The following is a 26,844-nucleotide window of genomic DNA, read 5'->3' as shown; positions in this document are numbered from 1 at the left end:
CTGCCCACCATCATTGACAAGCCAAATCGGTCAAGTGTGATCTATTGCACGCTCCTGGTTACTCCGTGTAACCCGCCGAACTAGCCCACATGGACCCACGGACGCCGGCTGAGTTCCGGTTCGGCTTCCCGCAGGACCTCGCGGGTCACGGGCGCAATCTCGCCCTCGCCCAGGAAAAGGAACCGGAGGAGGTTGGTGATGGGATTCCCTTCAGTCCAACGGAAGTAGACGTGCGGCATCAAGCCGGTGACGTCCCTGATATGCAACAGGACCGAGGCGATGGTGTTCGGTATGACGGGACCGTGGACTTCCAAGATGCGATAGCCGTGGCGCTCGATGCCGCGCACCTGGAGCTCGGTTTCAAAGTCCGAGGTGTCATCGAGCACCACCTCGAGGAACAGAGCCTGGTAGTTCAACGGCAGATGGCTGACCTCGATCGCTGAGGTGAGCTTCTCCCGGTAGGCCTCGGCCGTCAGGCGCCGCGGTTCGTGGGCGATGATGCGGATGGGACCGTCGTCGTCGTCGAACATGAACTCAAGGGCCGCACTGTCCATGTGCACGTGCGTGGCGTGGAGTTCGAAGGAACGCCGTACCCGCGAAAGCAGGGAAATGGCGATAATGCCTGCAATGAAGATGGCCGCGATCCTGATCCCCTCGGGCCGCTCAATGATGTTCGCAACCGTGGTGTAGCCGAACACAGCGGTGATGACGCCGAAGGCAACAGCGCGTTTCCGCTGGTGGCGACGCCGCGCCGAGAGCGTGACGGCCAGCGCCGCGGAGGTCATGAGCACCAGCACGCCGGTTGCGTAGGCGCCACCTTGGGCGTCGACGTCGGCGTTGAACAGGAACGTAATGGTGAAACCAACCAAGGTGAAGACCAATACGAGGGGCCGTACCGCCCTGGCCCACGCCGGAGCCATCCCGTAACGGGGAAGGTACCGGGGGACGAGGTTGAGCAGGCCTGCCATCGCTGAGGCACCTGCAAACCAGAGGATGCCAATGGAACTGACGTCGTATGCCGTACCGAACCCGAGTCCCAGATACTGATGGGCGAGGAACGCAAGAGCCCTGCCGTTGGCCTGTCCGCCGGCCTCGAACTCCTGCTGTGGGATCAGCACCACTGTGGTGAAGCTGGACGTGATCAGGAAGCTGCTCATGATGACAGCAGCCGTGGTCAGCATGCGCCGCGTCCCTTTGATGCGACCGGTGGGGCGTTCTTCGGTGTCGTCGTCCGCGCCGCGCACCTGCGGCATCACGGCCACGCCTGTCTCGAAACCGGAGAGCCCCAACGCCAGTTTGGGGAAAACGATGAGGGCAATCGCCACAGCCATCAACGGGTTGCCGTGGGAGGTCCACAAGAGTTGCCACCAGTTTCCCACCGCGATGGGGTGCCCGATAACTTCCAGCAAGGCCGTGCCCACCACCACAACGTTCAGGCTGAGGTAGAGGACCACCAGGACCACGGCCACGCCCATGGCTTCTTTGAATCCGCGCAGGAACACCGCGGCCAATAACGCCAGGAGGATCAGGGTGACGGTGACGTTTTGCCCTTGCATCCACGAGGGCATGACGGGATTCTGGATCAGGTGGGCGGTGGCGTCGGCGGCCGAGAGCGTCATGGTGATCATGAAATCGGTGGCCGCGAAGCCGAGGAGGACGAGCACCAGCAACTTGCCGCCCCAGCGCGGAAGCAGCCGCTCGAGCATGGCGATGGAACCCTCACCGCGCGGGGACTCTCCGGCCACACGGCGATACACAGGCAAAGCCCCCAGGAGAGTGACGGCGACGAGCACGATCGTGGCCAGCGGGGAGACCACCCCGGCTGCCAGTGCTGCGATGGCAGGTTGATAGCCCAGGGTTGAAAAGTAGTCCACGCCCGTCAGGCACATCACCTGCCACCAGGCGTGCTTCTTCTCATCGGTGGCGCTGACACCACCGGGTCCTTGATGGCGGCCTTTGCTGTCCTGGAGGCCGAAGAGCAGCCACGTCCGGAAGGAACTTGATCCCTTGGGCTTCGGGGCCGATGGGTCTGCCGGCGTTCTGCTAAGGGTCGTCATGGCGTCCTCCTTGGATGAGGCTCATCACTGTGAGCTGAACATAGCACCGGCGCCACACTTGGCGGCCTGCCTCGGTCAATTTTTGACGATTCCTTTACGCGGTCTGAAAGTCGACGGCGCTGAGGCCGGGTTGGGTTGGGCGGTGAGGCGGGGTTGGGCGGGGCAGGGCAGACGAGAGCCGTCCGGCCCTGGTGGGGCCGGACGGAAAATGTTGCGTGACTTAGTGCTGCCCGAGAGTGCCGCCCAAAGGAGGTATCGCACCCGAAGCCGGCTTGTCGCCGTCGCGCTCGGCCGCGCTCTTGGTATCGCTCTCAGCTGTCTCGTCCGAATCGCCCTCGACGTCTGCCAGCCCGTTCGTTTGATCGAACAAGTGGCTGACCGGGTCCACGAGCGGTGTTTCCGTCGACTGTTCTGTCGACTGGTCCGTCGCGTTGTCTGGCTGCCGGTGCCGGCCCTCTGACTCGTTGGCTTCCGTGCTCACGATGCCCTCCTTCTCTGGTGTAATAATCAGGATACTTACATTATTGAGGCTAAAAGGGCTCAAGGGTAGGCCTAGGCTGCCGCTTCTTAACTTGGGAAGGACCGTCCGAGCCAAAGTGCGGAATACTGGTCCCAGGACCCGATCCCGTGAGTTGAGATTGCCCTCCGAGGAGGTGATGGCGCATGGATCCGGACAACAATGCCTTCAGGCGCAAATTGGAGCGAAGCGCTGAACTGCGTGCCGTGCGGTCCTGGGGAGGAAATGCCCAGGAGGACGCAGAGATCGAGGCCGCGGATGCGGCGGAGCGCGAAAAACGTCGGAAGGTGGACGACGCGGCCAGGGTTGAATACTTGGTCCGCGACGCAATGGCCCAGGGCAAGTTCGACAACTTGAAGTATGCCGGCAAGCCAATACCCGGACTCGGGGAACACTACGACCCTGATTGGTGGGTCAAGGGGCTCATCCAGCGTGAACAACTCAGTGGGATCGGCCCACCCGCTATTCTGCTGCGCATCGAGGATGCTGAACTTGACGCCAAGCTGGACCAGCAATACACCGAGGGGCAAGTCAGGGAAACCCTGGAAGATTTCAACAAGCGCGTCATCGAGGCCCGTAGGCAGCTGCAGGGTGGTCCGCCGGTGATCACCAAGCTCCGCGATGTTGACGCCGAGCTTGAAAGATGGCGGGAGCGCCGGGCCGCGTCAGCCCCGCCGGAGCCGGATCCTCCAACGGAAACCAAACGAACGTGGTGGCAGCGCCTCTGGAACGGCTTGGGCTAGGGGACTTGCGTCACTAAGGGACTGCGTCAGCGGGCGAAGCTGTCTTCTTTGACCTTGACGGTCGCCGGCTCCTCGTGTTCCGGCTTTCGGCGGAGGATCGAGTACAAGTGTGCCTGTTGCTGACGGAAGTGACCGTGCGCTGTGAGGCCGAATTCGTAGGCCGATTCGGCATGTTGCGTGAGGTCAACACCGGTGACTTCGTGCTCGTGAGTGACCCGGAACCCGATGGTCTTGTGGATGGCCAGCCCGATGACGAGCGTGCCCAGTCCGGACAGTGCCATGGTGATGAGGACCGCGACCGTCTGTGCCACGAGTTGCTGGGGGCCGCCGCCGTAGAGGATGCCACCGCCGTGCCCGCCCTGCGGAAGTGCGATGAAACCGAGCGAAAGCGTCCCGATGATGCCCGCACCGAAGTGCACTCCCACAACATCAAGGGAATCATCGAAGCCGAACTTGAACTTCAGATCCACAAATACGGCGCAAGCGGCGCCCGCAACGAGACCGAGAGCCAACGCGGCGAGGGGGCTGATGTTGGCACACGAGGGGGTGATCGCCACCAATCCTGCGACCACGCCCGACGCTGCACCGAGGGAAGTGGGGTGCCCGTGGCGGATCTTCTCGGTGACGAGCCAGCTCAACATGGCAGCAGCCGGTGCCACCAGTGTGTTGACCCAGATCAGGCCTGCCTGCTCAACGGTGGTCGCTGCCCCGCCATTGAAGCCGAACCATCCGAACCAGAGAATGGCGGCCCCGATCATGATGAAGGGGATGTTGTGGGGCCGGTGGTTGGGATCCTTGGCGAACCCGTGGCGCTTTCCCACGATCAAGGCGAGGACAAAAGCGGCTGTTCCCGAGCTCACTTCAACAACTGCACCACCGGCGAAGTCGATGACCTGACCGAAGACGCGACTTACAGCGCCACCGGCACTCATGAGGCCACCGCCCCAGATCATGTAGGCAAGGGGGCAATAGACCACCGTCACCCAGATGGGCACGAAGAGGGCCCAAGCACTGAACTTGGTGCGGTCCGCGATCGCGCCGCTGATGAGCGCAACAGTGATAATCGCGAAGGTTGCGGCAAAAACCACCTTGAGGAGATCCGGGGAGCCGATGAGGTCCTGGAGGCCAAAATGCGTGAAGGGGTTTCCGAACAAGCCCAGGTAGCCGTCTCCGGTAGTCATCGAGTATCCCCAGAGGACCCACATCACGCCAACAATGCCTGCCGAGATGAAGCTCATCATGATCATGTTCAGGGCTGCCTTGGCGCGGGTCATGCCGCCATAGAACAGGCCCAGTCCGGGCGTCATGAATAGCACCATCGCCGATGACAACATCAGCCAGACTTGTTGCGCAGAGATCTCCACCTGCGTTCCCTCCTGATCGGCCCGTCCCAAAGGGGCCTCAGTTACCGGCCCGCGCTACCCCCGGGTTCAATACTCGGTGAGCTTTGTTTCCGGCTCAGGAGGGCTAAGTTGCGGGTACGTTACAGAAATCGCGCCTGCGTGAAGTTCGCGTGACCGTCGTGTTTCGAAATTGTTAACGGCGCTTCTCGTGAGGGCCGGCAGGGTAGCCTCCGCGCCGGCTGGCAACGATGATCGCCAAGGAGACGGCGGTGGGGACGGCAGCAGCCAGCGGCACCAGTTGCGCTCCGAGTGTAGTGAGGGCAAAGGCCCCGTATCCTGCTCCCACGGCGATGCCCAACTGGATAGTGACCACGGTGAGGCCGTTGGCCGCATCCTTGTGTTCCCCGCCCGCACGCAAGATAGCCGCTTGGTTATAGATACCTATTGCCCCGAACGTGACACCCCACGCCGTCATCAGGCCGAACGCCCCCACCCAGGTCCCGCCAAGCACAGGCAACACCGCGAAAACGAGCAAAAGAAGCACGACGGCGGCAATCACCGAGGTTCTGGGGCGGGAATCAGCAGTCATGCCGGCGATCCAGATGCCCACCAAACTGGCTGCTCCCACCACGGACAAGGAGATACTGGTGGCAGACTCAGGCAAGCCCGAGGCCAGGAGGAACGGCGCAACGTAGGTGAAGAGGGTGAAGTGGGCCAGCAGGAGGAGTGGCCACGCGGTAGCTACCGCCACCACTCCGGGCAATTTCAACGCAGCCCGGAGTGAAGGAGCCTTGGTGTTGCGTGCGTCGTGGGCGGCCGGCAGGAGCCAGAACGCCAGGAATGCCAAAAGGGCGCCCACTCCGGCGAGAACAAGGAACGAGGTCCGCCAGGTCAGGACATTTCCCATGAGCGTCCCGATGGGTGCGCCTACGGCGAGCGCGATGCTGTTTCCGCTAAAGACGACCGCCATGGCCTTCCCCACGGAGTGGGCTGGAACTATGCGTGCAACGTACGGTGCCATGCTGGACCACAGCATTCCGTGTGCAACCCCACCCAAGAGCCTGGCGCCAACGGCCCAACCCAGCGAGGGACTGAACGCCAACAGGATGTTACTGACGGCGAAGGCCAGAACGGTGGCGATCAGGAGTGTCTTCCGTGGAACGCGGCCAGCCAGGAGCCGGGACAGTGGGAGGGCGGTGAAAACGATGATTGCTGCGTAGGCGGCGGTGAGTGACCCTACTGCTGATTCCTCCACGCCGAGGTCGCGGCTGATTTGGGGCAGCAGGCCTGAGGGAAGCAGCTCGGTAGTGACCGCTGTGAACCCTGCGGCGGCGAGTACCAGCAGGCCGGCCCACGGAATCTTCTGGGGACCACGCCCGGGAACTGCTGTTGATCCGTAGGCGGCTCGTTCTTCTTTCGCCAGGGGCTGGGCTTCGGGTAGGGTCGCTCCGATAACGGAAGGGTCCTGCTTCAAAGATGGCTCCTCATGGATGGATGGTTGGGGCGGTGCTCAGCGGGGATATGTCCAACGCTACGCATCCTTAGCGTTATGAGGGAGGCCCTGTCAGACACCCCTTCGCGCCAACACACTTTGTCACCCGGGCATTCCTTGGCGCAGACTTGGCCTTGTGAAGCCCTTCCTGTTGCTCGCCACCCGGGCCGAAGACGCCGCAGCCGACGACGAGTACCGGGCTTTCCTCCAGTATTGTGGCCTGGCTTCGGAGGAATTGGTCCGTATCCGGATGGAATCGGTCCCCCTTCGTCCCCTCGAACTGGGCGACTATTCCGGAGTCATTGTCGGAGGGAGCCCATACACTTCCAGCGATCCTGTAGGCGAAAAGAGCGCAGCCCAAGTCAGGGTCGAGGCGGAGCTGTCGGGTCTTTTGGACCGCATTGTGGCCGACGATTTCCCCTTCCTGGGTGCCTGTTACGGGGTAGGCACGTTAGGTACGCATCAGGGCGCCGTCATTGATCGAAGGTTCGGCGAGCCGGTGGGGTCCGCGGAGATCGAACTGACCGCGGAGGGGGAGCGTGATCCCCTTCTCAAGGGCGTTCCGCATCGTTTTGAGGCGTTCGTCGGTCATAAGGAGGCGTGCAGCCAGTTGCCTACTGGCGCGGTGCTGCTGGCCAGCTCCGCAGCCTGCCCGGTCCACATGTTCCGGGTGAAAAACAACCTCTACGCCACGCAGTTCCATCCCGAATTGGATGCAGATGGACTCATCACGCGCATCGACATCTATAAGGACGCGGGATACTTCCCGCCGCACGCTGCCGACGAGCTCATCCAACGGGCACGTCAAGCATCGGTGACCGAGCCCATGAGGATCCTCAAGAACTTCACTGAGCGCTACGCCCGCTAGTTGTGGGGCCTGCTCTGCAGGGTTGGGATGGCGGGGAGTGGGTAGAGCGGGCCCCGCAACGCTGGGTGGGTTTGTTGTGGGGCCCGGTAAGCAGGGTTGGGTTTGCGGGGAGTGGGTAGAGCGGGCCCCGCAACGCAGGGTCAGTGGCCTGTCAGCCTTGGCGCTGAGGGCGCGGGTGTTGCCGGAGCCGGTGGAGGGGCGGGGGCTGGGAAAGGACCGCTCGGGTACAGGGCGGTAGCTTGCATCATGTAGTTTGCCCACTGTGGCCCGGCGATCATGTACCCGTCCAGGGATGGGTAGAACGTACCGTTGATGGTGACGTTTTGCCCGGCCCGCTGCTGGCCCGCCGTCGTATCTCCGAAGAACGACGCCGTCGCCAGGGCTGTGGTGTAACCGGCCACCCAGGTGGCTCCATTGTTGTTGGACGTCCCTGTCTTGGCCGCCACGGGCACCTGGTTTTGGACTTTGGGGTTGATGTAGATGCCGGAGCCAAGCTTGAGGACGTCCTGGAGGACCGCGTTAACACCCCGGGCGACTTCCGGTTTGACGGCGCTGCGACACTGTGGCGACTGGGCTTGGTACTTGCGGCCTTGGAAATCGCTGACCTGGGTGATGGCGATCGGCTTGCAGTACGTCCCATCGTCGGCGAACGTGGCGTACGCGCTCGCCAGTACCAGCGGCGAGACGCCGATTGAGCCCAACAGGTTGCCGATCTGGTGCATGTTGACCGGCGCGTTATCTACTCCACTGTGCAGTCCCACAGCGTCGACCATCCGCTGGATGCCGCAAAAATCCAGCTGCGCGGCAGTGGCAAACGTTGCCGTGTTGATGGAGTTGTACAGGCCGTAGTTGATGGGCATGGGGCGGTAGTAGCCGGGCTCGTTGTTTTGCAGGTCGTCGTCGGCGCCGAGGTTGGCGTTCTTCTGCGCCGTGCTGTATCCGCCCAGTACCGGGCCACACGTTGAGTGCCACGGGAAACCAACGGGATAAACCCGGCGGGAGGCATCGACGACGGCGGTAGGAGACTTCCCTTCGTTGAGCCACTCGGCGAAGATGAACGGCTTCATAGTGGATCCAGGCTGGAAACCACCCGCTCCGTTGAGGTCTTCTCCGTTCTCGTCCTTGGCGTCGACACTGAAATTGAGTTGGGTGTCGAACTTGCCATCCTGCGGCACGAACACCGTATTTTGCGCCATCGCCAGGATCTTCCCCGTGCCTGGCTGCACGGTGGTCATTGCTGCGCCCCACTTGTCCGGGTTCGCGCCCGCCGAGGCATCCACCTGGGTCTGTGCCACTGACTGCAAGCGGCTATCCAACGTGGTGGTGATGGTCAGACCGCCACGGTAAAGCAGCCGGGCCCGGTCATCGGCCGTCGCTCCATAAGCGGGGTCGTTAAGGATGAGATGCGAGACGTAATCGCAGAAATAGATGGCGATAGAGGCTCCGGCGCACCCTTGCAAGGACGGGCTGATGTTCAGGCCCACGGGAGCAGCCACGGCCGCGTCGTGCTCGGCATGGGTGATTTTGCCCTGCTCCAGCATCCGGTCCAGCACCAGGTTCCGCCGGCCGATCGATGCTTTTGGGTCCACGATGGGGTCATAGACGCTGGGCCCGTTCACCAGTCCGGCCAGCAGGGCAGCCTGTGGCAGGGTCAGTTTCTTCGCAGTAGTGCTGAAGAAATAGTGTGATGCGGCCTCGATGCCGTAGGCGTTTCGGTTGAAGAAGACGATGTTCAGGTAGCCTTCGAGGATCTGGTCCTTGGTGAAGCGCTTCTCCAGCTCCAGGGCCAGCTTCATTTCACGGAGTTTGTCCCCCAACGTCTTATCGCCGCTCAACACCACATCTTCCGGGCGGCCCTCGGTGAGCCGGGATTCGTTCAGGACGTTGGTGACGTACTGCTGGGTGAGGGTCGAAGCCCCCTGATGGGTGCCTTTAGTCAGGTTTGACGTCAAGGCGCGGAGAATTCCTTGGGCATCGACCCCCGGATGTTGATAGAACCGGCTGTCCTCGACGGCCACGATCGCTTCCCGAATGAACGGCGACATGTCCTGCAACGACACCCTCACCCGGTTCTCCGCGTAGAACGTGGCGATGTGTTGGCCGTCAGCGGTCACCACGTTGCTGGAGAGCGACGGCGAATTGATGTCGAGTTCGCTGGGCAGGCCCTCGTAAAAACCGATGGATCCGCCAAGCGTAGTGCTGGTGAAGGCCGCCGCCGGGACCATCAGGCCGCATAACAGGACTCCGCATAAGCCGCTCACCAGGAAGAAGCTAAGGATCCTCAGAAGGACCCAGCCAAGACCTGAACGTGCACCCGTATTCCGTGCCATGCTGTGCCATCCCATCGAGATGCCAGGCTGAAAATTAGCTACAGAATACGTCCGAGTCCGCACATGATCCATCGATTTGAGGCCGGATCAGGTCCCAACTCGGCTTCAATCCAGCGGGAGTGTCACCCGCACGCTGGTGCCCTGCCCAACTGCAGAGTCGATCTTGACTGTTCCACCGGCGTCGTGAACTGCTATGGACATCAGAAGCAGGCCGAAGCCGTGCCGCCGTCCGCTGGGGGAGGCGTGGATTTCGAAGCCTTTGCCATCGTCCGTAATGGTGAGTTGGATGCCGTGGTAGACGGCATTCAGCCGGATGCTCAGTGAGCTGGCGTCCGCGTAGTTGAGGGTGTTGCTGAAGGTTTCCTGGGCAACGTGATAGAGGAGGCCGGCCGCGGCGGAAGAGATCTCGATGCCATGGTGCGGCGTGTCCCAATGGACCCTCACACCCGCCCGGCGCAGCGGTTCGGCGAGCCTGTCAATGCTGCCGGCGACTCCCAAGGCGTAGAAGTCCACTGGGTGCTGATCCTGGATGATGCCCCTGACCGCCACCACGTCACTCAAAGTTGATGCCTGTTCCATTGCTTTCCCCACATCGTCGTGCTTCATGATGGAAATTCGTAGCCGGGGGCCTTTGGTATGGGTCCTTCGCCTGCTTCCAGCGTGGCGCCGCAACATCAAGGAACGTTTTCGATTGGCTCAATTTCGCATCAAGGTTGGTGTGGCCGGTTGCGTGGGTGTGTTGGGTTTAGTATCGCTGCAGGTCGGCCGTCCGGGCTGCTTCCTCGATGCGGTACCGGTACGCTGCCGATTCTTCTGAGTTACGCGCTGGCATGTTCGCATCGTTGGCCTTCATCCCGGCCGAACCGTCGATGAGCTCACGGATGATATCTGCGTGCCCTGCATGCCTGGCCGTCTCGACGCACATGTGGACGAGGATCTGGTGGAGGCTCACGTTACGCCGCTCTTCGGGCCACCACGGGACGACGCCGGGCGCGTCCAAGGAGAGCGCTTCGATCGTTTCGTCGCTGTGCCGGGCCGAGTAGTGGTGGAACTCGATGATCTCTTCGCGGGATTCGTTGGCCGGGACCCACATGTCCGAGTCCGGCTCGGCGTTCTCCTGCAGCCATGGAAGTTCCTTGTCGCTTGGCCGCCCGAACGTCTCACCGAAATAGCCCAGCTGCACAGTGGCTACATGCTTGACGAGGCCCAGCAGGTTGGTTCCCGTGGGCGTCAGGGGCCTTCGGGCGTCATACTCACTGAGGTTCTCAACCTTTCCCAGCAGTTCGGCCCTCCGCAGGCGCAGGTAGGTGTGCAGCGCCGTCTTATGGTCCATGTGCTGCACTCTACAGACCTCCACGCGGCCGAAAACGGCTTCGCTGGCGACACGCGAAAATCGCCGGGACCCTCCCAGCGAAGGGGAGGGTCCCGGCGATCCCGAAGGCGGAGCCGGGGCTAGGTGAGCTTCACCTGGCGGTTCATGTCCTTGTACAGCAGGTAACGGAACTCGCCCGGACCACCGGCGTAGCAAGCCTGCGGGCAGAACGCGCGCAGCCACATGAAGTCACCGGCCTCAACCTCAACCCAGTCGTTGTTGAGCAAGTACATGGCCTTGCCCTCCAGGACGTACAGGCCGTGCTCCATGACGTGGGTTTCCGGGAAGGGGATCACGCCGCCGGGCTGGAAGGTGACGATGTTGACCTGCATGTCGTGCGCGAGGTCGCTGGAATCCGTGAAGCGCGTGGTCTTCCAGACGTCGTTCGTGTCTGGCATGGACGTGGGCTCCACGTCCTTCTCGTTGGTGACGAACGACTTCGCTTCGAACCCTTCGAGCCGCTCGTAGGCTTTGCGGATCCAGTGGAAGGAGACGATGTCGTCGGACACGTTCTCCAGTCCCCACTCCGAGCCGGCTGCGAGGTACGCGTAGCCGCCCTCCTCGAGGTGGTGGAGCTCGCCGTCGAGCGTCAGGTTGACCTCACCCTTGGTGACAAAGATGACGCCTTCGACGCCGGATTCGAACTCGGCCTTCGGCGCACCGCCGCCCGGGGCGATCTCGACGATCAGCTGGGAGAACGTGGTGGCGAATCCGGAAATCGGCCGCGCGATGATCCACGAACGGGTGTTGGAGAACCCGGGCAGGTTGCTGGTGACGATGTCCGTCATGACGCCCTTGGGGATCACCGTGTACGCCTCGGTGACGATGGCCCGTTCCGTGGTGAGGTGGGTCTGCGGCGGCAATCCGCCTTGTGGGTAGTAGTACTTGCCCATGCGAAATGCTCCTATCAGTGGGACGTCGGTTGTGCGAGCCGCGGGTGCGCCAGCGCTGTCAGCTGTGAAAGTTCGACGCCGGCAAGCGCCTTGACCTCGTCGGTTCCCACTGCGCCGCACTGGACGCCGCGGAGCACGAAGCCGGCAAGGGCGCGGGCCGTCGCGGGTTCATCCATGACGCCGCCTTCGGTGCGTTCCACATAGTTGCGCAGTCGCAAGGCCGCCGCGGGGAGGCCTTCGCGGTAGAAAGCGTACGACGCCGAAAAACGGCTGGGGAGCTGGGCGGCGTGGAGATCCCAGCCTTGGTAGTAGCCGTTTTCCAGCGAGCGGCGGACCAGGCGGCCATGCAGCTTCCATGCATCTTCCACGGCGTCGCCCACGGGGATGATGTTGGTGGAACCGTCGGAGAGGCGGATGCCTGTACCGGCAACAGCGAGCTGCATGACTTCCTTGGCGAAGTCGGCCACAGGGTGCTCCATGGACTGGTACTCCGCGGAAATCCCCAAGGAAGCGCTGTAGTCGTACGTTCCGTAGTGGAGGGCGCTGATGCGGCCGGGCACCACGTGCGCCAACTGCGCCACTGGCGAGGTGCCGTCCGCGCCGATGATGAGCTGCGGCGTTTCCACCTGCACCTCAAAACGGAGCCGGCCGGCCGGGAGCCCAAGGACTTGCTCCAAGCGCGACACAGCGAAGTCCATGGCTTGCACCTGGGCAACGGTGGTGACCTTGGGCAGGGTGAGGATCAGCCCGGCCGGAAGCTCCCCGGCCGCTGCGAGCGTGGACACGAACAGGTCCAAGGTGCGCAGGCCGCGGGCCCGGGTGGGGGCTTCGAAGCACTTGAAGCGGATGCCGATGAACGGCGGAGCTGTTCCGGCCGCAACCGCAGCGGCAACAGCGTTGGCGGCAGCAACGGCGTCGGCGTCTTCTGCTTCATCGCCGCGATCGCCGTAACCGTCTTCGAAGTCCAGACGGAGGTCCTCGATCGGTTCGGCGGACAGCTTGGCCGCTACCCGTGAAGCAACCGCGGCAGCGAGCTCGGGCTCCTGGCCCAGCAACTGCCCGAGCTTTTCGAGGCCGCCGTGGGCTTCCGCCGTCGCGAGCGCCTGGGACCCCCAGTCCGCCACGAAGGTGGGCGTGAAGCGGTCGGCCGGGACGTAGACGGTGTGGATGGGCTGGCGGGAGCCGTCGTCACCGGGGTAGTTGCGGTCAAGCAACTCATCGGTGGCCGAGAGCTGCGCCTCGATATGCGCGAGGTCAGCGGAGGTAAACGAACTCATCAGCCCACCAGCTCATACGCGGGCGTGGTGAGGAAGTCCGTGTAGTCGTCCGACAAACAGATGTCCTCGATCAGCTTGGACGCCGGCTCGTAGTACTTGGTGAAGTTCTCGTCGCCGAACTCGATGCGCAGGCGCTCGGTCTCCTCGCCGAGTATCCGGGTCACCAGTTCACGGGTCACTGTGTTGCCGGTGTCGGCAAGGATGGACTTGTTGCGGAGCTGCTGCCACACCTGCGAGCGGGAGATTTCCGCCGTTGCGGCATCTTCCATGAGGTTGTGGATGGCCACGGCGCCACTTCCGGAGATCCAAACGCCTGTGTAGGCGACGGCGACATACAGGTTCAACCGTAGCCCGGCTTCCGTGACGGTCCCGCCGGCGGAGGCGACGTCGATGAGCTGCTCTGCGGTGACGTTGACCTCGGGGCGCTGCTTGTCCAACTGGTTGGGCCGGCCCCCCTTGGCGGGATCGCCCAGCACGGAGTCGAACACTTCGCGGCAGGTCGGCACGAGGTCCGGGTGCGCTACCCATGAGCCGTCAAAGCCATCGTTTGCCTCGCGCGTCTTGTCCGCACGGACCTTGTCGAAGGCGGCGGCGGTGACGTCGGGCTGCTTGCGGTTGGGGATGACGGCGGCCATGCCGCCCATGGCGAAGGCGCCGCGCTTGTGGCAGGTCTTCACCAGGAGCTCGGTGTAGGCACGCATGAAAGGGGCCGTCATCGCGACGGTGGCGCGGTCCGGGAGGACAAACTCTTCGCCTGCATCGCGGAAGTACTTGATGATGCTGAAGAGGTAGTCCCACCGGCCGGCGTTCAGGCCGGAGGCGTGGTCACGCAGTTCGTAGAGGATCTCGTCCATCTCGAAGGCTGCCGGGATGGTTTCGATCAGCACGGTGGCGCGGATGCTGCCCTGCGGGACGCCGAGGAAGTCCTGGGCGAACACGAAGACATCATTCCAGAGGCGGGCTTCGAGGTGGCTCTCCATCTTCGGCAGGTAGTAGTACGGGCCCTGGCCGTTGAGGAGCAGCTGCTTGGCGATGTGGAAGAAGTGCAGGCCGAAGTCCACCAGCGCGCCAACGGCGGGTTCGCCGTCGAGCAGCAGGTGGTTCTCCTCCATGTGCCACCCGCGCGGGCGGGCGACGACGACGGCGAGCGGCGCGTCGGTCCGGAGCCTGTATTCCTTGCCCTCGGGCGAGGTGTAGCTCAGGGTTCCCCTGGCGGCATCGCGGAGGTTGAGGATGGCGTCGATGACGTTGTGCCACGTGGGGGTGGAAGCGTCTTCAAGGTCGGCGAGCCATACCTTGGCGCCGGAGTTCAGCGCGTTGATGGCCATCTTGGCCGGGGTTGCCGGGCCGGTCATCTCGACGCGGCGGTCCTGCAAGGCTGCCGGTGCTTCGGCGACCTTCCAGTCGCCGTCGCGGATTTCACGGGTCTCCGGGAGGAAGTCCAAGCGGCCGGTCTCTGCAACCTTCTGGCGCTTGACCTTCCGGGCCTGCAAAAGCTCGTTGCGGGTGCCGGCGAAGCGTTGGTGCAGTTCCTCGATGAAGCCCAGTGCCTCGGGGGTGAGGATTTCCTCGGCGCGATCTACCGGCCGGGGATCAGTGACTGTGATAGCCATGGTGACATGTCCTTTCTAGAGTGCGCTGGTGCTAGAGGGCGCTGGCGGCGTTGGCGTGCGCAGCATTCGCCACAGCGGCAGCCACATCGGCGGCAACATGGGGATCGAAGACGCTGGGGATAATGTAACTCGCGTTCAGCTCATCGTCAGCCACCCGGTTGGCAATTGCCTCGGCTGCGGCCACCAGCATGTTCGGCGTGATGTCAGAGGCCCCTGCATCCAAGAGGCCGCGGAAGAAGCCGGGGAATGCCAGCACGTTGTTGATCTGGTTCGGGAAGTCGCTGCGGCCGGTGGCTACGACGGCTGCGTGCTTCGAAGCGATGACGGGATCGATCTCCGGCGTCGGGTTGGCCATGGCGAACACGATTGCGTTCTCGGCCATGGAAGCGACCTGCTCTTCGCCGATCACATGCGGGGCGCTGACGCCGATGAAGACGTCCGCGCCGTTGAGGGCGTCGTGCAGGGTTCCGGAGAAGCCTTCTTGGTTGGTGTTTTCGGCAATCCAGCTGCGGTGTTCGTCGTCGTACGTCTGGCCCGAATGGATGGCGCCGGAGCGGCCTGCGGCGATGATGTGCTGCGCGCCCTGGGCCTTGAGGAGCTGGATGATGGCGGAGCCGGCAGCGCCGACGCCGGAAACCACGATCTTGACCTCGGACAGCTTCTTGTCCACTACGCGGAGGGCGTTGACCAAAGCGGCCAAGGTAACGATCGCCGTGCCGTGCTGATCATCGTGGAAGACCGGGATGTCCAGCTCTTCACGGAGACGGTTTTCGATCTCGAAGCAGCGCGGGGCAGCGATGTCCTCGAGGTTGATGCCGCCGTAAACCGGAGCCATGGCCTTGGCAATCATGATGATTTCCTCGGTGTCCTGGGTGTCCAGGCACACGGGCCAGGCGTCAACGTTGGCGAACTGCTTGAACAGCGCAGCTTTGCCTTCCATGACGGGCAGGGCCGCGGCGGGGCCGATGTTACCCAAGCCGAGAACAGCTGATCCGTCAGTAAGCACGGCGATCGTGTTGCGCTTGACGGTCAGGTTGCGGGCTGCGGCCGGGTCTTCTGCGATGGCCAGGCAAACACGGGCGACGCCGGGAGTGTAGGCACGTGAGAGGTCGTCGCGGTTGCGCAGGGCTACTTTGGGGACCACCTCGAGTTTGCCGCCGAGGTGCATGAGGAAGGTGCGGTCCGAGACGTGCTGGACCGTGACGCCGTCGAGCGCGTTCAGGGCGTCCTTCACGCGGGCGGCGTGGTCGTCATCGGTGGTGTTGCAGGTGACGTCGACGACGATCTTCTCGTGGTGGGATTCCGTGACGTCCAAGGCAGTGATTGCTGCGCCGGCTGCACCAACGGCAGCGGCAAGTTCGCTGGTAGCGGTGAAGCTCGACGGTGCGGCGACGCGCAGGGTGATCGAGTTTCCGGGGCTCGGATTCGCCATTGAAATTCCTCCTGTAAGGCCCGTTCCCGGGCCGCCGTTCCTACTAAATGTTTTCGTATTATGGATATTATTATCTACAAAGTGGAAACACAACCCCTGACTTGGTCATGTTCGGTGTCATCGCGCAGTGGGCACGCGTGCTGTATGTTGGGTGTTCTAAGCAATTCTTTTCACGATGCGGATAAGAGTTGTCGGAATCTGAGTCATTGGAGACAAGGGAATGGCTGAAAAAGCCTCCGGAGGCGTGCAGTCCGTTGAGCGCGTCTTTGAACTGTTGGAACTGATCACGGACGCGGGTGGCGACGTCACACTGAGCGAGCTCTCCTCGTCCACTGACCTCCCTTTGCCCACTATCCATCGCCTTTTGCGGACGTTGGTGGCCCTGGGCTATATCCGGCAGCTCCCCAACCGCCGCTACGCCCTGGGTCCGCGGCTCATCCGGCTCGGAGAAGGTGCCAGCAAGCAACTCGGCGCCGTGGCCCGCCCCCAGCTCAAGACGCTCGTGGAACGCCTCGGTGAAACCTCCAACATGGCCGTCCTCGATTCCGACATGGTCATCTACGTCGCCCAGGTGCCGTCGATGCACTCCATGCGCATGTTCACCGAAGTTGGCCGCCGCGCGCACACGCACGATACCGGCGTCGGCAAGGCGATCCTGGCCCAGCTCGACGACGAAGTGGTCCGCGGCATCGTGGCCCGCACCGGAATGCCCACGCCCACGGCCAAGAGCATCGGGGACATCGACTCCCTGCTCGCGGACCTGGCACTGATCCGCGAACGTGGCTACTCCATTGATGAGGAAGAGCAGGAGCTCGGCGTTCGCTGCTTCGCCATGGCTGTCCCCAACGCCCCGACTCCCACTGCGATCTCCGTGTCCGGCCCGATCACCCGCGTGGACCAGAGCTTCGCGGACCGCGCCGTGCCCATGCTGCGTGAAGCCGCCCAAGCGATCTCCGCGGAGCTCAACCAAAACTAACGCGGAGTTGGCATGTGATGGCAATGTTTCCCGGAAACATTGCCATCTTTTGCTAGGTCCGCGAAGCAAAGAAGGGCGGCAGTGCTCCCATGGGGAAACACGGCCGCCCTTCATCTGCTGATCCTCTAGTGCTCGGACGCGCTTGAGGTTTTGAGCGGGACCTCGTTGCCTTCGGCGTCGATGAGCTTGCCGTTTTCGAAACGGTCTCCCTCGGTGAGGCACTTGATGTCCGCTTCGCTGACAATCCGGTCAGTTCCGGCGACGAACACCGATTGGTTATCGGAGTTACCGGCCTTGAAGTGGTTGAACAGGATGTTCAGCAGGATAGCCATGACAGCGGCCGAGCTGATGCCGGAGTGGAAGATCGTGGAGAACCAGGACGGGAACTGGTTGTAGAACGTCGGAGCCACAATCGGGATGAGGCCGAAGCCGATCGACGTCGCCACGATGATCAGGTTCATGTTGTTCTTGTACTCGACCTTGGCAAGGGTGCGGATACCGCTGGCAGCCACCGTACCGAAAAGCACGACGCCGGCACCGCCCAGGACGGGCGTCGGAACCGCTGCGACAACCCGGCCAAGGACCGGCAGGAGGCCGAGGATTACCAGGATCAGGCCGCCGGCGCTGACCACGAAGCGGCTCTTGATGCCCGTGATGGCAACCAGGCCCACGTTCTGCGCGAAAGCACTCTGCGTGAAGGAGTTGAACAACGGGGAGATCGCGCTGGAGAGCATATCTGCCCGGAGGCCGTCACCAACGCGCCGTGAATCAACCTTGGTGCCAACGATTTCGCCTACCGCGAGGATGTCTGCGGAAGTTTCTGTCAGCGTCACCAGGATCACGATCAGCATGGAGACGATCGAGGCGATTTGGAAGGTCGGAGCGCCGAAAGCGAAGGGAGTGGGGAAGGCCACGATGTCGCCTTGGCCGATCTTCGAGAAGTCCGCCATTCCGGTGACGAGTGCCACCACTGTGCCGATGACCATGGCCAGCAGGATGGAGAGCCTGGAGATAGCGGCGTTTCCCACCTTGCTCAGGAGAAGAACCACCGCCGTGGTGACTGCCGCCAGGCCGATGTTGGCCACGCTGCCGTAGTTGCTGGCTTTGGCATTGCCACCCATCGCCCATCCCGCAGCCACCGGCATCAGCGTCAGGCCGATGGTGGTGATGACGGTACCGGTGACCACCGGTGGGAAGAACCTGATGATCTTGGAGAACAAAGGCGTGATCAGCAGGCCGATCAGCGAGGCTGCGATCACCGAGCCAAAGACAGCTTGGATACCTCCGCCGCCTTGGACAATGGCCACCATGGTGGAGACCCCGGCGAACGAAACGCCCTGAACCAGCGGCAACTGGGAACCAAACCATGGGATGCCCACGGTTTGGAGGATCGTGGCAAGGCCGCCGACGAAGAGGCATGCGGCAATCAGCAAGCCAATGTCTTGGGATGACATGCCAGCCGCAGCACCGATGATCAGTGGCGGTGCAATGATTCCGCCGTACATGGTGAGCACGTGCTGGAAACCGTAAGCGAAGGTGCTTCCGATGGAAAGTCGCTGATCTTCGGGACGTGCGGCCCGCTGTGTACGGGACGCGGTGGTATTTGCGGGGCGGGACTTCTTATTGGTGTTCATGGCAGACTCTCTGGGTTCATGGCAGACGTCTTCGTCTGGCTAACTGTGTCTGGCTAACAAATCGCGGATATTGAGGGTTTTTTGGGGTCGGGTCTGCATGCGGGCCACGCTGACGGCGGGGCGCTGTTGGGCGTGGCCCGCGCAGAAACCCAGGTAAAAACGAGGTAAAACGATGGTGCTTAGCAGAAGCCGGCGATGCCGCTCCATGCAACAGGTGCAGCAGTGGTGTTCTCACGCTGGACCGTTGCTTCAATCAGGCCGTACGGGCGATCTGCCGCGTAGAAGACCTCGTTGGGGTTGTCCAAACCGAACGGGCTCAGGTCAACCAGGAAGTGGTGCTTGTTGGGCATGGAGAACTTGATCTCGGCCACTTCGCTGTGTGCTTCCAGGACCTTCTTGCCCATGTCGAACAGCGTCTGCTGCAGGGCGTGGGAGTAGTTCTCGGTGAAGCCTTCCAGCAGGAGTGCCTTGATGTCTTCGTAGCTCTTGTTGAAATCGGTCGCGGCAACATCGAGGTTGGTGTTGTAGCGCCACCGGGCGGAAACGTCGGTGGCCAGGATGCGGTCCGTCGTCTCCTGCAAGGTGGTGTACTTGTCACGCGGGAAGCCAACAAAGCCGGACTCCGTGGTCTTGAGGACGGTCAGGTCCTTGAGGCCGGAGACAACATGGGTGGTTGCGCCATCCCGGACGACGACTGCGGTGCGCACCTCTTGGCCGTTGCGGACAAAGCTGTGGTTGTGCTCGGAACCGTGGGCCTGGATCCGATCCCAGGAGTAGGCCTCGGCTTCCCAGCGGCCACCGGTGACCCAGTCGAATTCGCCGGTGAAGTGATCTGCAAGGCGGAGGAGGAACGACTCAGGGGAGCCGACACCTTCGCGGGCAAAGGCGTAGACCGTGTTCTTTTGGGTGTCGGTGGCAACGACGTGGCCGTTGTCTCCTTCCAGGTGGGCGGCTTGGAAATCACCGCGCAACTGGGAAGTCACGTTCAAGTCTTCGATGTGGTGGCGGTCAGTATCCCGGGTGACTTTGACGACGCGTACTTCTGCTTTGCCGTACTGGTTTTCGCCAAGGACGATGTTGTTGCTCATGGTCATATCCCAACTTCTGTGAGGTGGAACCTAGGTTCCATCAATGAAATTAAGCGCGTGTTTCCACCGCGTTTCTGGTGGAGTCGACCCAACAAAAAAGAGCCGACATCCATTGATGCCAGCTCATTACGACCCTGCCTGCTGCTCCCAGGTTACGTGACCTGCGCCACGAACTCATTCGAGAGTAGCGCATGATTTCGGCTTGTGTACATGGCTTCCGGAGGATCGTTATGAACCTTCCAAATGTGACCGGAGCAACTCCGCTTGCCCCGATGTGGGCCTTGACGGCTACTTTCCGCGGTGCATACACTTTCCACATAACAATAAAAGTTTTCCAGACTATGGAAGTTTGGAGAGTTCGAGAGCTAGTGAGCGAGAAAGAGGAGGAACAGATGGACGCGAAGGATACGAACACGGTCGTGGAATTCCCGGCGCCGGGTCAGGAACTGTACCTGCCTTTCGGTGCCACGGATCCGGACTTCTATATTCCGGCCGACTGCGACCGCAAGGCCAACGGGTTTTCCCGCTGGCTCCGCGCGCTCCCGGTGTTCGGCCGGCAGCGCCCCTAAGATCACCTGCGTCACGGGGGCGCGGACTCTGCGCAACAGAGCCAAGAGGCGGGCGGTACCTGGGGAGGTGCCGCCCGCCTTTCTGCTGCCGGTTCCCCTTCCCTGCGGATTCCCGTTCCCGCCGATTCGATGCCTCCCTGCGCAACGTGCCGTGCGCACGGCATGTCCTGCAGCGAGCACCCGAATCGGAGCTAGCCCCTGCCGTCCAAGGACCTTAGAACGCGCATTTTGAACTCGTGTTCTTGGAACAACTGCTGCCAGTTAACGCGAATGAACTTCCAGCCGAGCTCCATCAGGGCCTTTTCGCGTTGCCGTTCTTGGAAGATGACCTCGTCTGTGGGCGCATAGTCGAAGTACTTGACCCTTCCATCGAACTCCAATGCCACCTTCTTCTTCCGCCACGCGAAGTCCAGTCGGTGGCGACCGGCCGGCGACAATACCTCCACCTGCAGCTCGGGCAGTTCAATTCGCAACCGCTGGAGTAACTCGCGGGTCAGGGTTTCGCCCGGTGATTCGGACCGCGCGTCTGCCTGCTCGAGGGCCCTCCGCAGTGACAGAACACCATTTCGTCCAGCCAATGACGCACACACTTGCCGCAACGTCGCGATATCGGCACCCATACGCAGGCCGTGATCCATCAGCACCAGCGATCTCTTGAAGTTCATCATGAGGCAGCAGTCCACGATTGTTCTCTCCAATGAGGTGCACGGCATGCCCTGCCGAAACACGACGTCGGTGGACGTGAGTCTGCGTGCATGGGCCACCACATCCTTGCCGTGCGAAGTGCGCGACGGCGTCGAGTCCGCGGTGACGTGGACCCGATCATCCGCGTCCCACAGGAACAAGCCGTGCAGGCGTGCTGCCGAGGTGTGGCTGTAGACCAAGCCGCCAGCCGACGTCGACAATGTCCCATGCGCGTGCGCGGCGATCAGCTGTCTGCTCCGTACCCACGGTTTTTGGGCTGCCCAGGTGCTCCCTCTGATGTAGCAACCACGGCGGAGCCTGACCAGGTTGCCGGATCGCACCAGCAGCGCGATTTTCCTGTCATTGAACCCCAGCTCATGGAGTTCGTCGGTACGCCATAGATCCATTCCTGTGGGTAGGCCGCCCGCGTTATACGTGGTCATAGTCCAAGCTTTTGGCCTCCCGCACGCCATCTACATCCGGAATGAGTCCTATGTGGAAAACCCCATTTCGATGCTCCGCTGCAAACAATGCCGAGCGCACGGCCTGTGGTGCAGGGAACCATCGCATCGGCCACGGCATGGCGGAAAACGGGCTGACGTATGCTGGTTGACGGCCACCCACTGGTAATACGTGGTCGTGGCGGCCCTGATCGGACACGGGCCGCGCAGTCCCGCACGGTGGCGCCGTCTACAGGCAGAGCGCCGGAACAGGCGGGAATCCTGCATTGATCTCTGCGCCGCGCCGGGTAACGCCCGGCTGACGATCCCTGCCTCAGCAGGAAGCGGTAGAGCCGGTGGCGGAGCCGGCACGGAAGCAGCTGTGCCCCGGCTGCCATCCCAAGGAATACACGTCATGAATCTCAAGGTCTCATTACTCGTGGCGGCGATCGCGGTAGCCGTCAGTGGCTCCGCAGTCCCGACATCTCCGCCAAGGCTGGTGGCGCCGGCGAAACTGGACAACCCGAACCCGTTCCCCGTCAGTGTCTTCTACGGCAAACCGGAGCATGCGGCCCAGTTGAAGGACATCGGCGTGAACGTGTACCAGAACGCGGAGCACGACGGGTCATCGATGGCTTCCATCACTGATACCGGCATGCTTGTCATTGCCGGCGACGAGTGGACCCGAGCGGAAGATGGCAACAACGCAGGCGTGGTCGGATGGTCCACGTACGACGAGTGCGACATGGGCTTGGGCTGTAGCGGCTCCACCACACAACAGAACCTCGCCCAGATGCAGCAATTGGCAGCGACCCTCCGCAGTTACAAAGATGGGCGCCCGGTCATGGCCAATTACAGCAAGGGCATCTTGGGCACGTGGTGGGCCTCTGGCACCATGAATGGCTTCATGTCCGCCGTCGACTTCGCAAGCGCAGACAACTATGCCTACACCAGCCCTCCCGTCGACGATGCCATGACCGCGTCGCCGGCTTGGCCTGCAGGGGCCAGCGCGGCAACGAGCGCAGCGTACGGTTGGCAGGTGGATCGGATGCGTTCCTACCAAGCCACTCCTGGTGCGAAACCGAACTGGGTGTTCGTGGAATCAGCTCGCCCATACCTGACCGAGTCGAATGCGAAGACGATTACGCCGGAGCAGATGGAGGGTGCCATGTGGTCCGGGATCATCCACGAGGCCCGGGGCATCAGTATCTTCCAGCACAACAACGACCCCGCGTTCGGGAACTACTCGCTGGTGGACATCCCCGCTGACCGGAAGGCAAAGATCAAGGCCGCAGTGGCCGGTATCCAGGCCCTGGCGCCGGTCTTGAACACGCAAAGCTATGTCCGGAACGCAGGAGCCGCCAGGACGGACACCATGCTGAAATCCAAGGATGGCAGCGCGTACCTGTTTGCGGGCATCGGTCTGAAAGGCACTACCGGCTCCAAAACATTCACGCTGCCAGCCGGGATTACGGGCTCGCAGGTGCAGGTTGTGGGTGAAAACCGGACCATCGCGGTGCAGAACGGTAAGTTCACGGATTCGTTCGCCAACGAGTACACGCACCACATCTACAAGATCACCATCTAGGCTCAGGCCGTTTCGATGGTTCGCTGCATACCGTGCCGCGGGAACGGCACTCCGCGCAGGGAACCATCGAAACGGACCGCCCGGGCCCCAAAAGCTACCCCGCCACCAGCTTCCGCGCCGCGGCCGAGTGCTCAGCGATGAGCCCGGCAACGTCCAGGTCCGGAATCACCCCGTCCACCACGCGCCATGAGCCACCCACCATCACCCGGTCTGCACGGTCCGCCCCGCAGAGCAGCAAAGCAGCTACGGGATCATGACTGCCGGAGAACCGCAGCTCGTCCGGCTTGAACAGGGCAAGATCCGCCTGCAGCCCGGGAGCCAACTGGCCGATATCGGAGCGCCCCAACACGGCAGCGGACCCACGCGTTGCCCACCCAAGGGCCCTCTCCACGGGAACGGAGGCGCCGTACCTCAGCCGCTGCAAATACAGGGCTTGCCGGGCTTCGAGGATCATGTTGGACGCGTCATTGGAAGCCGATCCGTCCACGCCGAGCCCCACCGGAACACCTGCGGCCTCAAGTTCGAGCATCCGGGCGGTACCCGAGGCCAACCGCATGTTGGACGTTGGGCAGTGCGCGACGCCGGTGCCTGCGGCTCCCAGCCGGGCGATCTCGTCGTCGTTGAAATGGATTCCGTGTCCAAGCCACGTGCGTGAGCCCAACCAGCCCACCGATTCCAGGTAATCCACGGTTCGCAGGCCGAACATTGACCGGCAGAACTCTTCCTCGTCGATCGTCTCGGCCAGATGGGTGTGCAGCCGGATGTCAAAGCGCTCGGCCATTGCCGCCGATTCGGCCATGATTTCCTTGGTCACAGAGAACGGTGAGCAGGGCGCCAACGCGATTTGCACCACGGCGCCGTCACCGGTCTCGTGGTAGCTACAGATCAGCCGTTCGCTGTCGGCAAGGATTGCCTCGGGGGACTGGACCGTCGTCCTGGGCGGCAGGCCGCCGTCGTCCTCTCCCAACGTCATGGACCCGCGAGTCAAGGTGGCCCGCATCCCCATGGCGCGGACGGCGGCGACTTCGATGTCGATGGCATCCTCCATACCGTCGGGGAACAGGTAATGGTGATCCGCGGCCGTGGTGCACCCTGAGAGGAGCAGCTCAGCGAGGGCCACTTGCACGGCCAGTTCCAGGCTTCGCGGAGTCAAGCGTGCCCATACCGGGTAGAGGTTCTGCAGCCACGGGAACAGTGGGGCGTTGGCCACCGGACACCATGCGCGGGTGAGCGTTTGGTAGAAGTGGTGGTGCGTGTTGATGAGTCCTGGCAGGACCACGTGCCCGGAGGCGTCGAAAACGGAGGTGTAGGAGGCAGGCTGTCCGCCCGATGGCACGAGCTCCACGATTTTCCCGCCATCGACAACCAGGCCGTTGCCGGCGTCGAGGTCGTTTGCGGTGAAGATGCCCAGCGGGTTTTTGATCCACAGCATGAAAGGGTTCCTTGTCTGGTCGGCAAATGTGCGTTCCAGCTCAGTTAGGCCTGTCTGCTGATCCAGGTTTGCCGGCGCCCAGGAGCGGCCGGTTCGAAAAGCGTAAAAGGCCCGACGGCGGCAGTCAACGCCCGCGGGCACGGAACAGTCACATTCGGACGGCACCCGGGCCAGAATAAGTAATTTCGCATGACGAAATTAAGTTTTCAAAAAACTATGGCGCTGCTCACAACCCCGGTGCTACGCTCTAACTGCCAAAGGCGGGCACCCGGACTTCGGGAAGCTATCTACCAGGCGCAACTTAACCTTCATCGCACATGCTGAAGCCTGGTAACCAAGCTAACCGGACCTCTCTTTGAGGTGCCCCCCGACAGGTCACCTGGCTTCCTCAGCACTAAGGAAGTCGCAACATGAGTACAACCGTCACGGCCGAGCAATTCCTGGCCACTTCCATTGAGCTGGCAACAGCCAATGTCCTCAACAGTGGTGGCCCGTTCGGCGCCGTCATTGTCACCGCGGACGGACGAGCCTTCGAAGGCGTCAACCGCGTGACCGCCACGAACGATCCCACCGCACACGCAGAAGTCACGGCTATCCGTAACGCCTGCCGCGAACTGGAAACGTTCGATCTGAGCGGAGCAACCCTCTACACCAGCTGCGAGCCCTGCCCCATGTGCCTGGCCTCAGCCCTTTGGGCACGCGTTGACCGCGTGTTCTTTGCCGCAGACCGCCACGACGCCGCATCCGTCGGCTTCGATGACGCCGTCTTCTACGAGTACTTCGAGAACGACAACCGGGACGCGCTGATGCCGGTAGCCAAGCTGGAACTGGGCGACCCCCAGGCTCCGGCGGCCCTCCAGCCGTTTACCACATGGAACACGCTCGATTCCAGGATTGACTACTAGGGCCCGGTGGCTGACATGACAATCCTGGATCCCGCAGAAATGCACACAGAGACCGGACCCGCCCAGCACACCACTGGCGGCAAGCCTCCGGCCCCACACTCCTTCCTGGATAAGTTCTTCCAGATCTCCCAGCGTGGCTCCACGCTGGCGCGCGAATTCCGCGGCGGCTTGGTCACGTTCTTCACCATGGCCTACATCGTGATCCTCAACCCACTGATCCTCGGTGGATTCTCCGCGCAAAACGCACCCACCGACGTCGCCGGCGGCTGGCTCTCAGCGGCGCAGGTAGGCGCCGTTACCGGACTCACGGCCGGCGTCATGACCATCATCTTCGGCCTGATCGCCAACCTGCCGTTCGGGCTGGCAGCAGGCCTCGGCATCAACTCGTTCCTTGCAGTGGCCGTCATCCATGAGGTGACCTGGCCCGAGGCCATGGGCCTGGTGGTCATCAACGGCATCCTGATCGTCCTGTTCGGCGTGACCGGCGCCCGGACGGCGATCTTCAAAGCCGTGCCCAAGGAGCTGAAGGCCGCCATCACCGTTGGCATCGGCCTGTTCATCGCCTTCATCGGCTTTGTGGACTCCGGATTTGTTCGTCCCACCGCGGGCGGTCCACCGGTGCAGCTCGGCAACGGCGGCTCCATCACCTCCATCCCTACCCTTGTCTTTATTATCGGATTGCTGGCCATGGGTATCCTGGTGGCCCGTAAAATCCAGGGCGGCTTGCTCATCGGCATCGTGGCCACCACGATCCTTGCCGCCGTGGTCGAGGCTGTCTTCCATATCGGCCCCAGCAGTGCCAGCAACCCCGGTGGCTGGCATCTGAACACGCCGGTCCTTTCGGGCCAGCTGGTCTCTGCCCCGGACCTGAGCCTCGTGGGCCACTTCGACCTGTTCGGTTCGTTCGCCAGGATCGGCGGATTGGCCGCAACCATGCTGGTCTTTACCTTGGTGTTCACCAACTTCTTTGATGCCATGGGCACCATGACCGGCTTGGCCAAGAGCGCCGGTGTGGCACACAAGGACGGAACGTTCCCCAGGCTCAAGTCGGCCTTCATCGTCGAAGGCTTCGGCGCAGTGGCGGGCGGCGCGACGTCGGGCTCGTCCAACACTGTGTACATCGACTCCGCCGCGGGTATCGGGGAGGGCGCCCGTACGGGATTGGCCTCGGTGGTGACCGGGGTGCTGTTCCTGGGTTCTATGTTCTTCACCCCGCTCACGTCGGTGGTGCCGCTGGAAGTCGCCGCCGCAGCTTTGGTGGTGGTGGGCGCGATGATGATGGCGCAGATCCGCGAGATCAAGTTCACCAAGTTCTCCATCGCATTGCCGGCGTTCCTGACCATCGTGACCATGCCGTTGACGTACTCCATTGCCAACGGCATCGGCGTCGGGTTCATCTCCTTCGCCGTGATCAGCGGGGCGTCCGGCAGGGCCAGGAAAGTGCATCCCCTCATGTGGGTGGTTACCGCGGGCTTCATCATCTACTTTGCCCGGGGACCCATCAACGCCCTGATGGGTATTTAGCCTCCCCACCCGCCGGGCCACCACCCGGCGTTCCGATCGGCGGTCCGTCGGAACCCACCGCACGAAT

General features: G+C 62.6%; 22 protein-coding genes. 7 read left to right on the top strand and 15 right to left on the bottom strand.

Translation table 11 applies throughout. The features are described from left to right. Positions 1–80: 80 nt before the first annotated feature. Positions 81–2,057: an APC family permease gene (locus tag QRN42_RS03315; protein ID WP_284978076.1), complete on the bottom strand. Its 1,977-nt coding sequence runs from the start codon at positions 2,055–2,057 to the stop codon at positions 81–83. A 220-nt stretch (positions 2,058–2,277) separates the two neighbouring features. Continuing rightward, a complete protein-coding gene (locus QRN42_RS03310; RefSeq protein ID WP_284978075.1) occupies positions 2,278–2,538 on the bottom strand; it encodes a hypothetical protein in 261 nt (86 codons plus the stop codon). A 182-nt stretch (positions 2,539–2,720) separates the two neighbouring features. On the opposite strand from QRN42_RS03310, the gene QRN42_RS03305 reads away from it, so the two are divergent. Next, on the top strand, positions 2,721–3,317 hold the full coding sequence (locus QRN42_RS03305) for a DnaJ family domain-containing protein (RefSeq protein WP_284978074.1): 597 nt from the start codon (positions 2,721–2,723) through the stop codon (positions 3,315–3,317). Positions 3,318–3,343: 26 nt separating this feature from the next. Here the strand turns inward: QRN42_RS03305 and QRN42_RS03300 are convergent, their stop codons facing one another. After that, on the bottom strand, positions 3,344–4,681 hold the full coding sequence (locus QRN42_RS03300) for an ammonium transporter (RefSeq protein WP_284978073.1): 1,338 nt from the start codon (positions 4,679–4,681) through the stop codon (positions 3,344–3,346). Between the two features lie 172 nt (positions 4,682–4,853). Next, positions 4,854–6,083, bottom strand: a complete 1,230-nt coding sequence (locus QRN42_RS03295) for an MFS transporter (RefSeq protein ID WP_284978236.1) — start codon at positions 6,081–6,083, stop codon at positions 4,854–4,856. Between the two features lie 205 nt (positions 6,084–6,288). Here QRN42_RS03295 and QRN42_RS03290 point away from each other — a divergent pair, with 205 nt between their 5' ends. Further along, a complete protein-coding gene (locus QRN42_RS03290; protein ID WP_284978072.1) occupies positions 6,289–7,020 on the top strand; it encodes a glutamine amidotransferase in 732 nt (243 codons plus the stop codon). A 140-nt stretch (positions 7,021–7,160) separates the two neighbouring features. Here the strand turns inward: QRN42_RS03290 and QRN42_RS03285 are convergent, their stop codons facing one another. The 7 genes from QRN42_RS03285 to QRN42_RS03255 form a co-directional block, all read right to left on the bottom strand. Further along, entirely contained in the window at positions 7,161–9,350 is a 2,190-nt protein-coding gene (locus tag QRN42_RS03285) for a transglycosylase domain-containing protein (RefSeq protein WP_284978071.1), read from the bottom strand. A 105-nt stretch (positions 9,351–9,455) separates the two neighbouring features. Then, positions 9,456–9,956, bottom strand: coding sequence for a sensor histidine kinase (locus QRN42_RS03280; RefSeq protein ID WP_284978070.1), 501 nt, complete (start codon positions 9,954–9,956; stop codon positions 9,456–9,458). 139 nt (positions 9,957–10,095) lie between these two features. Continuing rightward, on the bottom strand, positions 10,096–10,683 hold the full coding sequence (locus tag QRN42_RS03275; protein WP_284978069.1) for a DinB family protein: 588 nt from the start codon (positions 10,681–10,683) through the stop codon (positions 10,096–10,098). Between the two features lie 119 nt (positions 10,684–10,802). Next, positions 10,803–11,615 carry a bifunctional allantoicase/(S)-ureidoglycine aminohydrolase gene (locus QRN42_RS03270; RefSeq protein WP_284978068.1) on the bottom strand — a complete coding sequence of 271 codons (813 nt, stop codon included), beginning with the start codon at positions 11,613–11,615 and terminating at the stop codon, positions 10,803–10,805. Positions 11,616–11,629: 14 nt separating this feature from the next. After that, a complete protein-coding gene (locus QRN42_RS03265; protein ID WP_284978067.1) occupies positions 11,630–12,892 on the bottom strand; it encodes a DUF6986 family protein in 1,263 nt (420 codons plus the stop codon). Then, a complete protein-coding gene (aceB, locus tag QRN42_RS03260) occupies positions 12,892–14,505 on the bottom strand; it encodes a malate synthase A (RefSeq protein ID WP_284978066.1) in 1,614 nt (537 codons plus the stop codon). Before aceB ends, QRN42_RS03265 begins: the two co-directional genes overlap by 1 nt. Positions 14,506–14,536: 31 nt before the next feature. Beyond that, complete coding sequence (locus QRN42_RS03255) at positions 14,537–15,937, bottom strand: NAD-dependent malic enzyme (RefSeq protein WP_284978065.1); 1,401 nt, start codon at positions 15,935–15,937, stop codon at positions 14,537–14,539. Between the two features lie 220 nt (positions 15,938–16,157). On the opposite strand from QRN42_RS03255, the gene QRN42_RS03250 reads away from it, so the two are divergent. Then, positions 16,158–16,913: an IclR family transcriptional regulator gene (locus QRN42_RS03250; RefSeq protein ID WP_284975086.1), complete on the top strand. Its 756-nt coding sequence runs from the start codon at positions 16,158–16,160 to the stop codon at positions 16,911–16,913. 125 nt (positions 16,914–17,038) lie between these two features. On the opposite strand, the gene QRN42_RS03245 is transcribed toward QRN42_RS03250, so the two are convergent. Together QRN42_RS03245 and pucL are read right to left on the bottom strand one after the other, a co-directional pair. Then, positions 17,039–18,547, bottom strand: coding sequence for a nucleobase:cation symporter-2 family protein (locus QRN42_RS03245; RefSeq protein WP_284978064.1), 1,509 nt, complete (start codon positions 18,545–18,547; stop codon positions 17,039–17,041). 179 nt (positions 18,548–18,726) lie between these two features. Further along, complete coding sequence (gene pucL / locus QRN42_RS03240; protein WP_284978063.1) at positions 18,727–19,641, bottom strand: factor-independent urate hydroxylase; 915 nt, start codon at positions 19,639–19,641, stop codon at positions 18,727–18,729. A gap of 386 nt (positions 19,642–20,027) precedes the next feature. On the opposite strand from pucL, the gene QRN42_RS03235 reads away from it, so the two are divergent. Beyond that, entirely contained in the window at positions 20,028–20,204 is a 177-nt protein-coding gene (locus tag QRN42_RS03235) for a hypothetical protein (protein ID WP_284978062.1), read from the top strand. Between the two features lie 191 nt (positions 20,205–20,395). Here the strand turns inward: QRN42_RS03235 and QRN42_RS03230 are convergent, their stop codons facing one another. Then, a complete protein-coding gene (locus QRN42_RS03230) occupies positions 20,396–21,331 on the bottom strand; it encodes a hypothetical protein (RefSeq protein ID WP_284978061.1) in 936 nt (311 codons plus the stop codon). A 412-nt stretch (positions 21,332–21,743) separates the two neighbouring features. Between QRN42_RS03230 and QRN42_RS03225 the strand changes: the two genes are divergently transcribed. Beyond that, complete coding sequence (locus QRN42_RS03225; RefSeq protein ID WP_284978060.1) at positions 21,744–22,916, top strand: hypothetical protein; 1,173 nt, start codon at positions 21,744–21,746, stop codon at positions 22,914–22,916. A 94-nt stretch (positions 22,917–23,010) separates the two neighbouring features. Here the strand turns inward: QRN42_RS03225 and QRN42_RS03220 are convergent, their stop codons facing one another. After that, positions 23,011–24,348, bottom strand: a complete 1,338-nt coding sequence (locus QRN42_RS03220) for an 8-oxoguanine deaminase (RefSeq protein ID WP_284978059.1) — start codon at positions 24,346–24,348, stop codon at positions 23,011–23,013. Positions 24,349–24,758: 410 nt separating this feature from the next. Here QRN42_RS03220 and QRN42_RS03215 point away from each other — a divergent pair, with 410 nt between their 5' ends. Further along, positions 24,759–25,253 (top strand): nucleoside deaminase, encoded by a 495-nt coding sequence (locus QRN42_RS03215; RefSeq protein ID WP_284975081.1) that lies wholly within the window; start codon positions 24,759–24,761, stop codon positions 25,251–25,253. 15 nt (positions 25,254–25,268) lie between these two features. After that, positions 25,269–26,777 (top strand): NCS2 family permease, encoded by a 1,509-nt coding sequence (locus QRN42_RS03210; RefSeq protein WP_284978058.1) that lies wholly within the window; start codon positions 25,269–25,271, stop codon positions 26,775–26,777. Positions 26,778–26,844: the final 67 nt, after the last annotated feature.

The sequence above is a fragment of the Arthrobacter sp. fls2-241-R2A-200 genome (assembly GCF_030209745.1).
In the GTDB taxonomy this organism is placed as follows: Bacteria; Actinomycetota; Actinomycetes; order Actinomycetales; family Micrococcaceae; genus Arthrobacter.
This window is presented reverse-complemented; position numbering and strand designations above follow the sequence as displayed.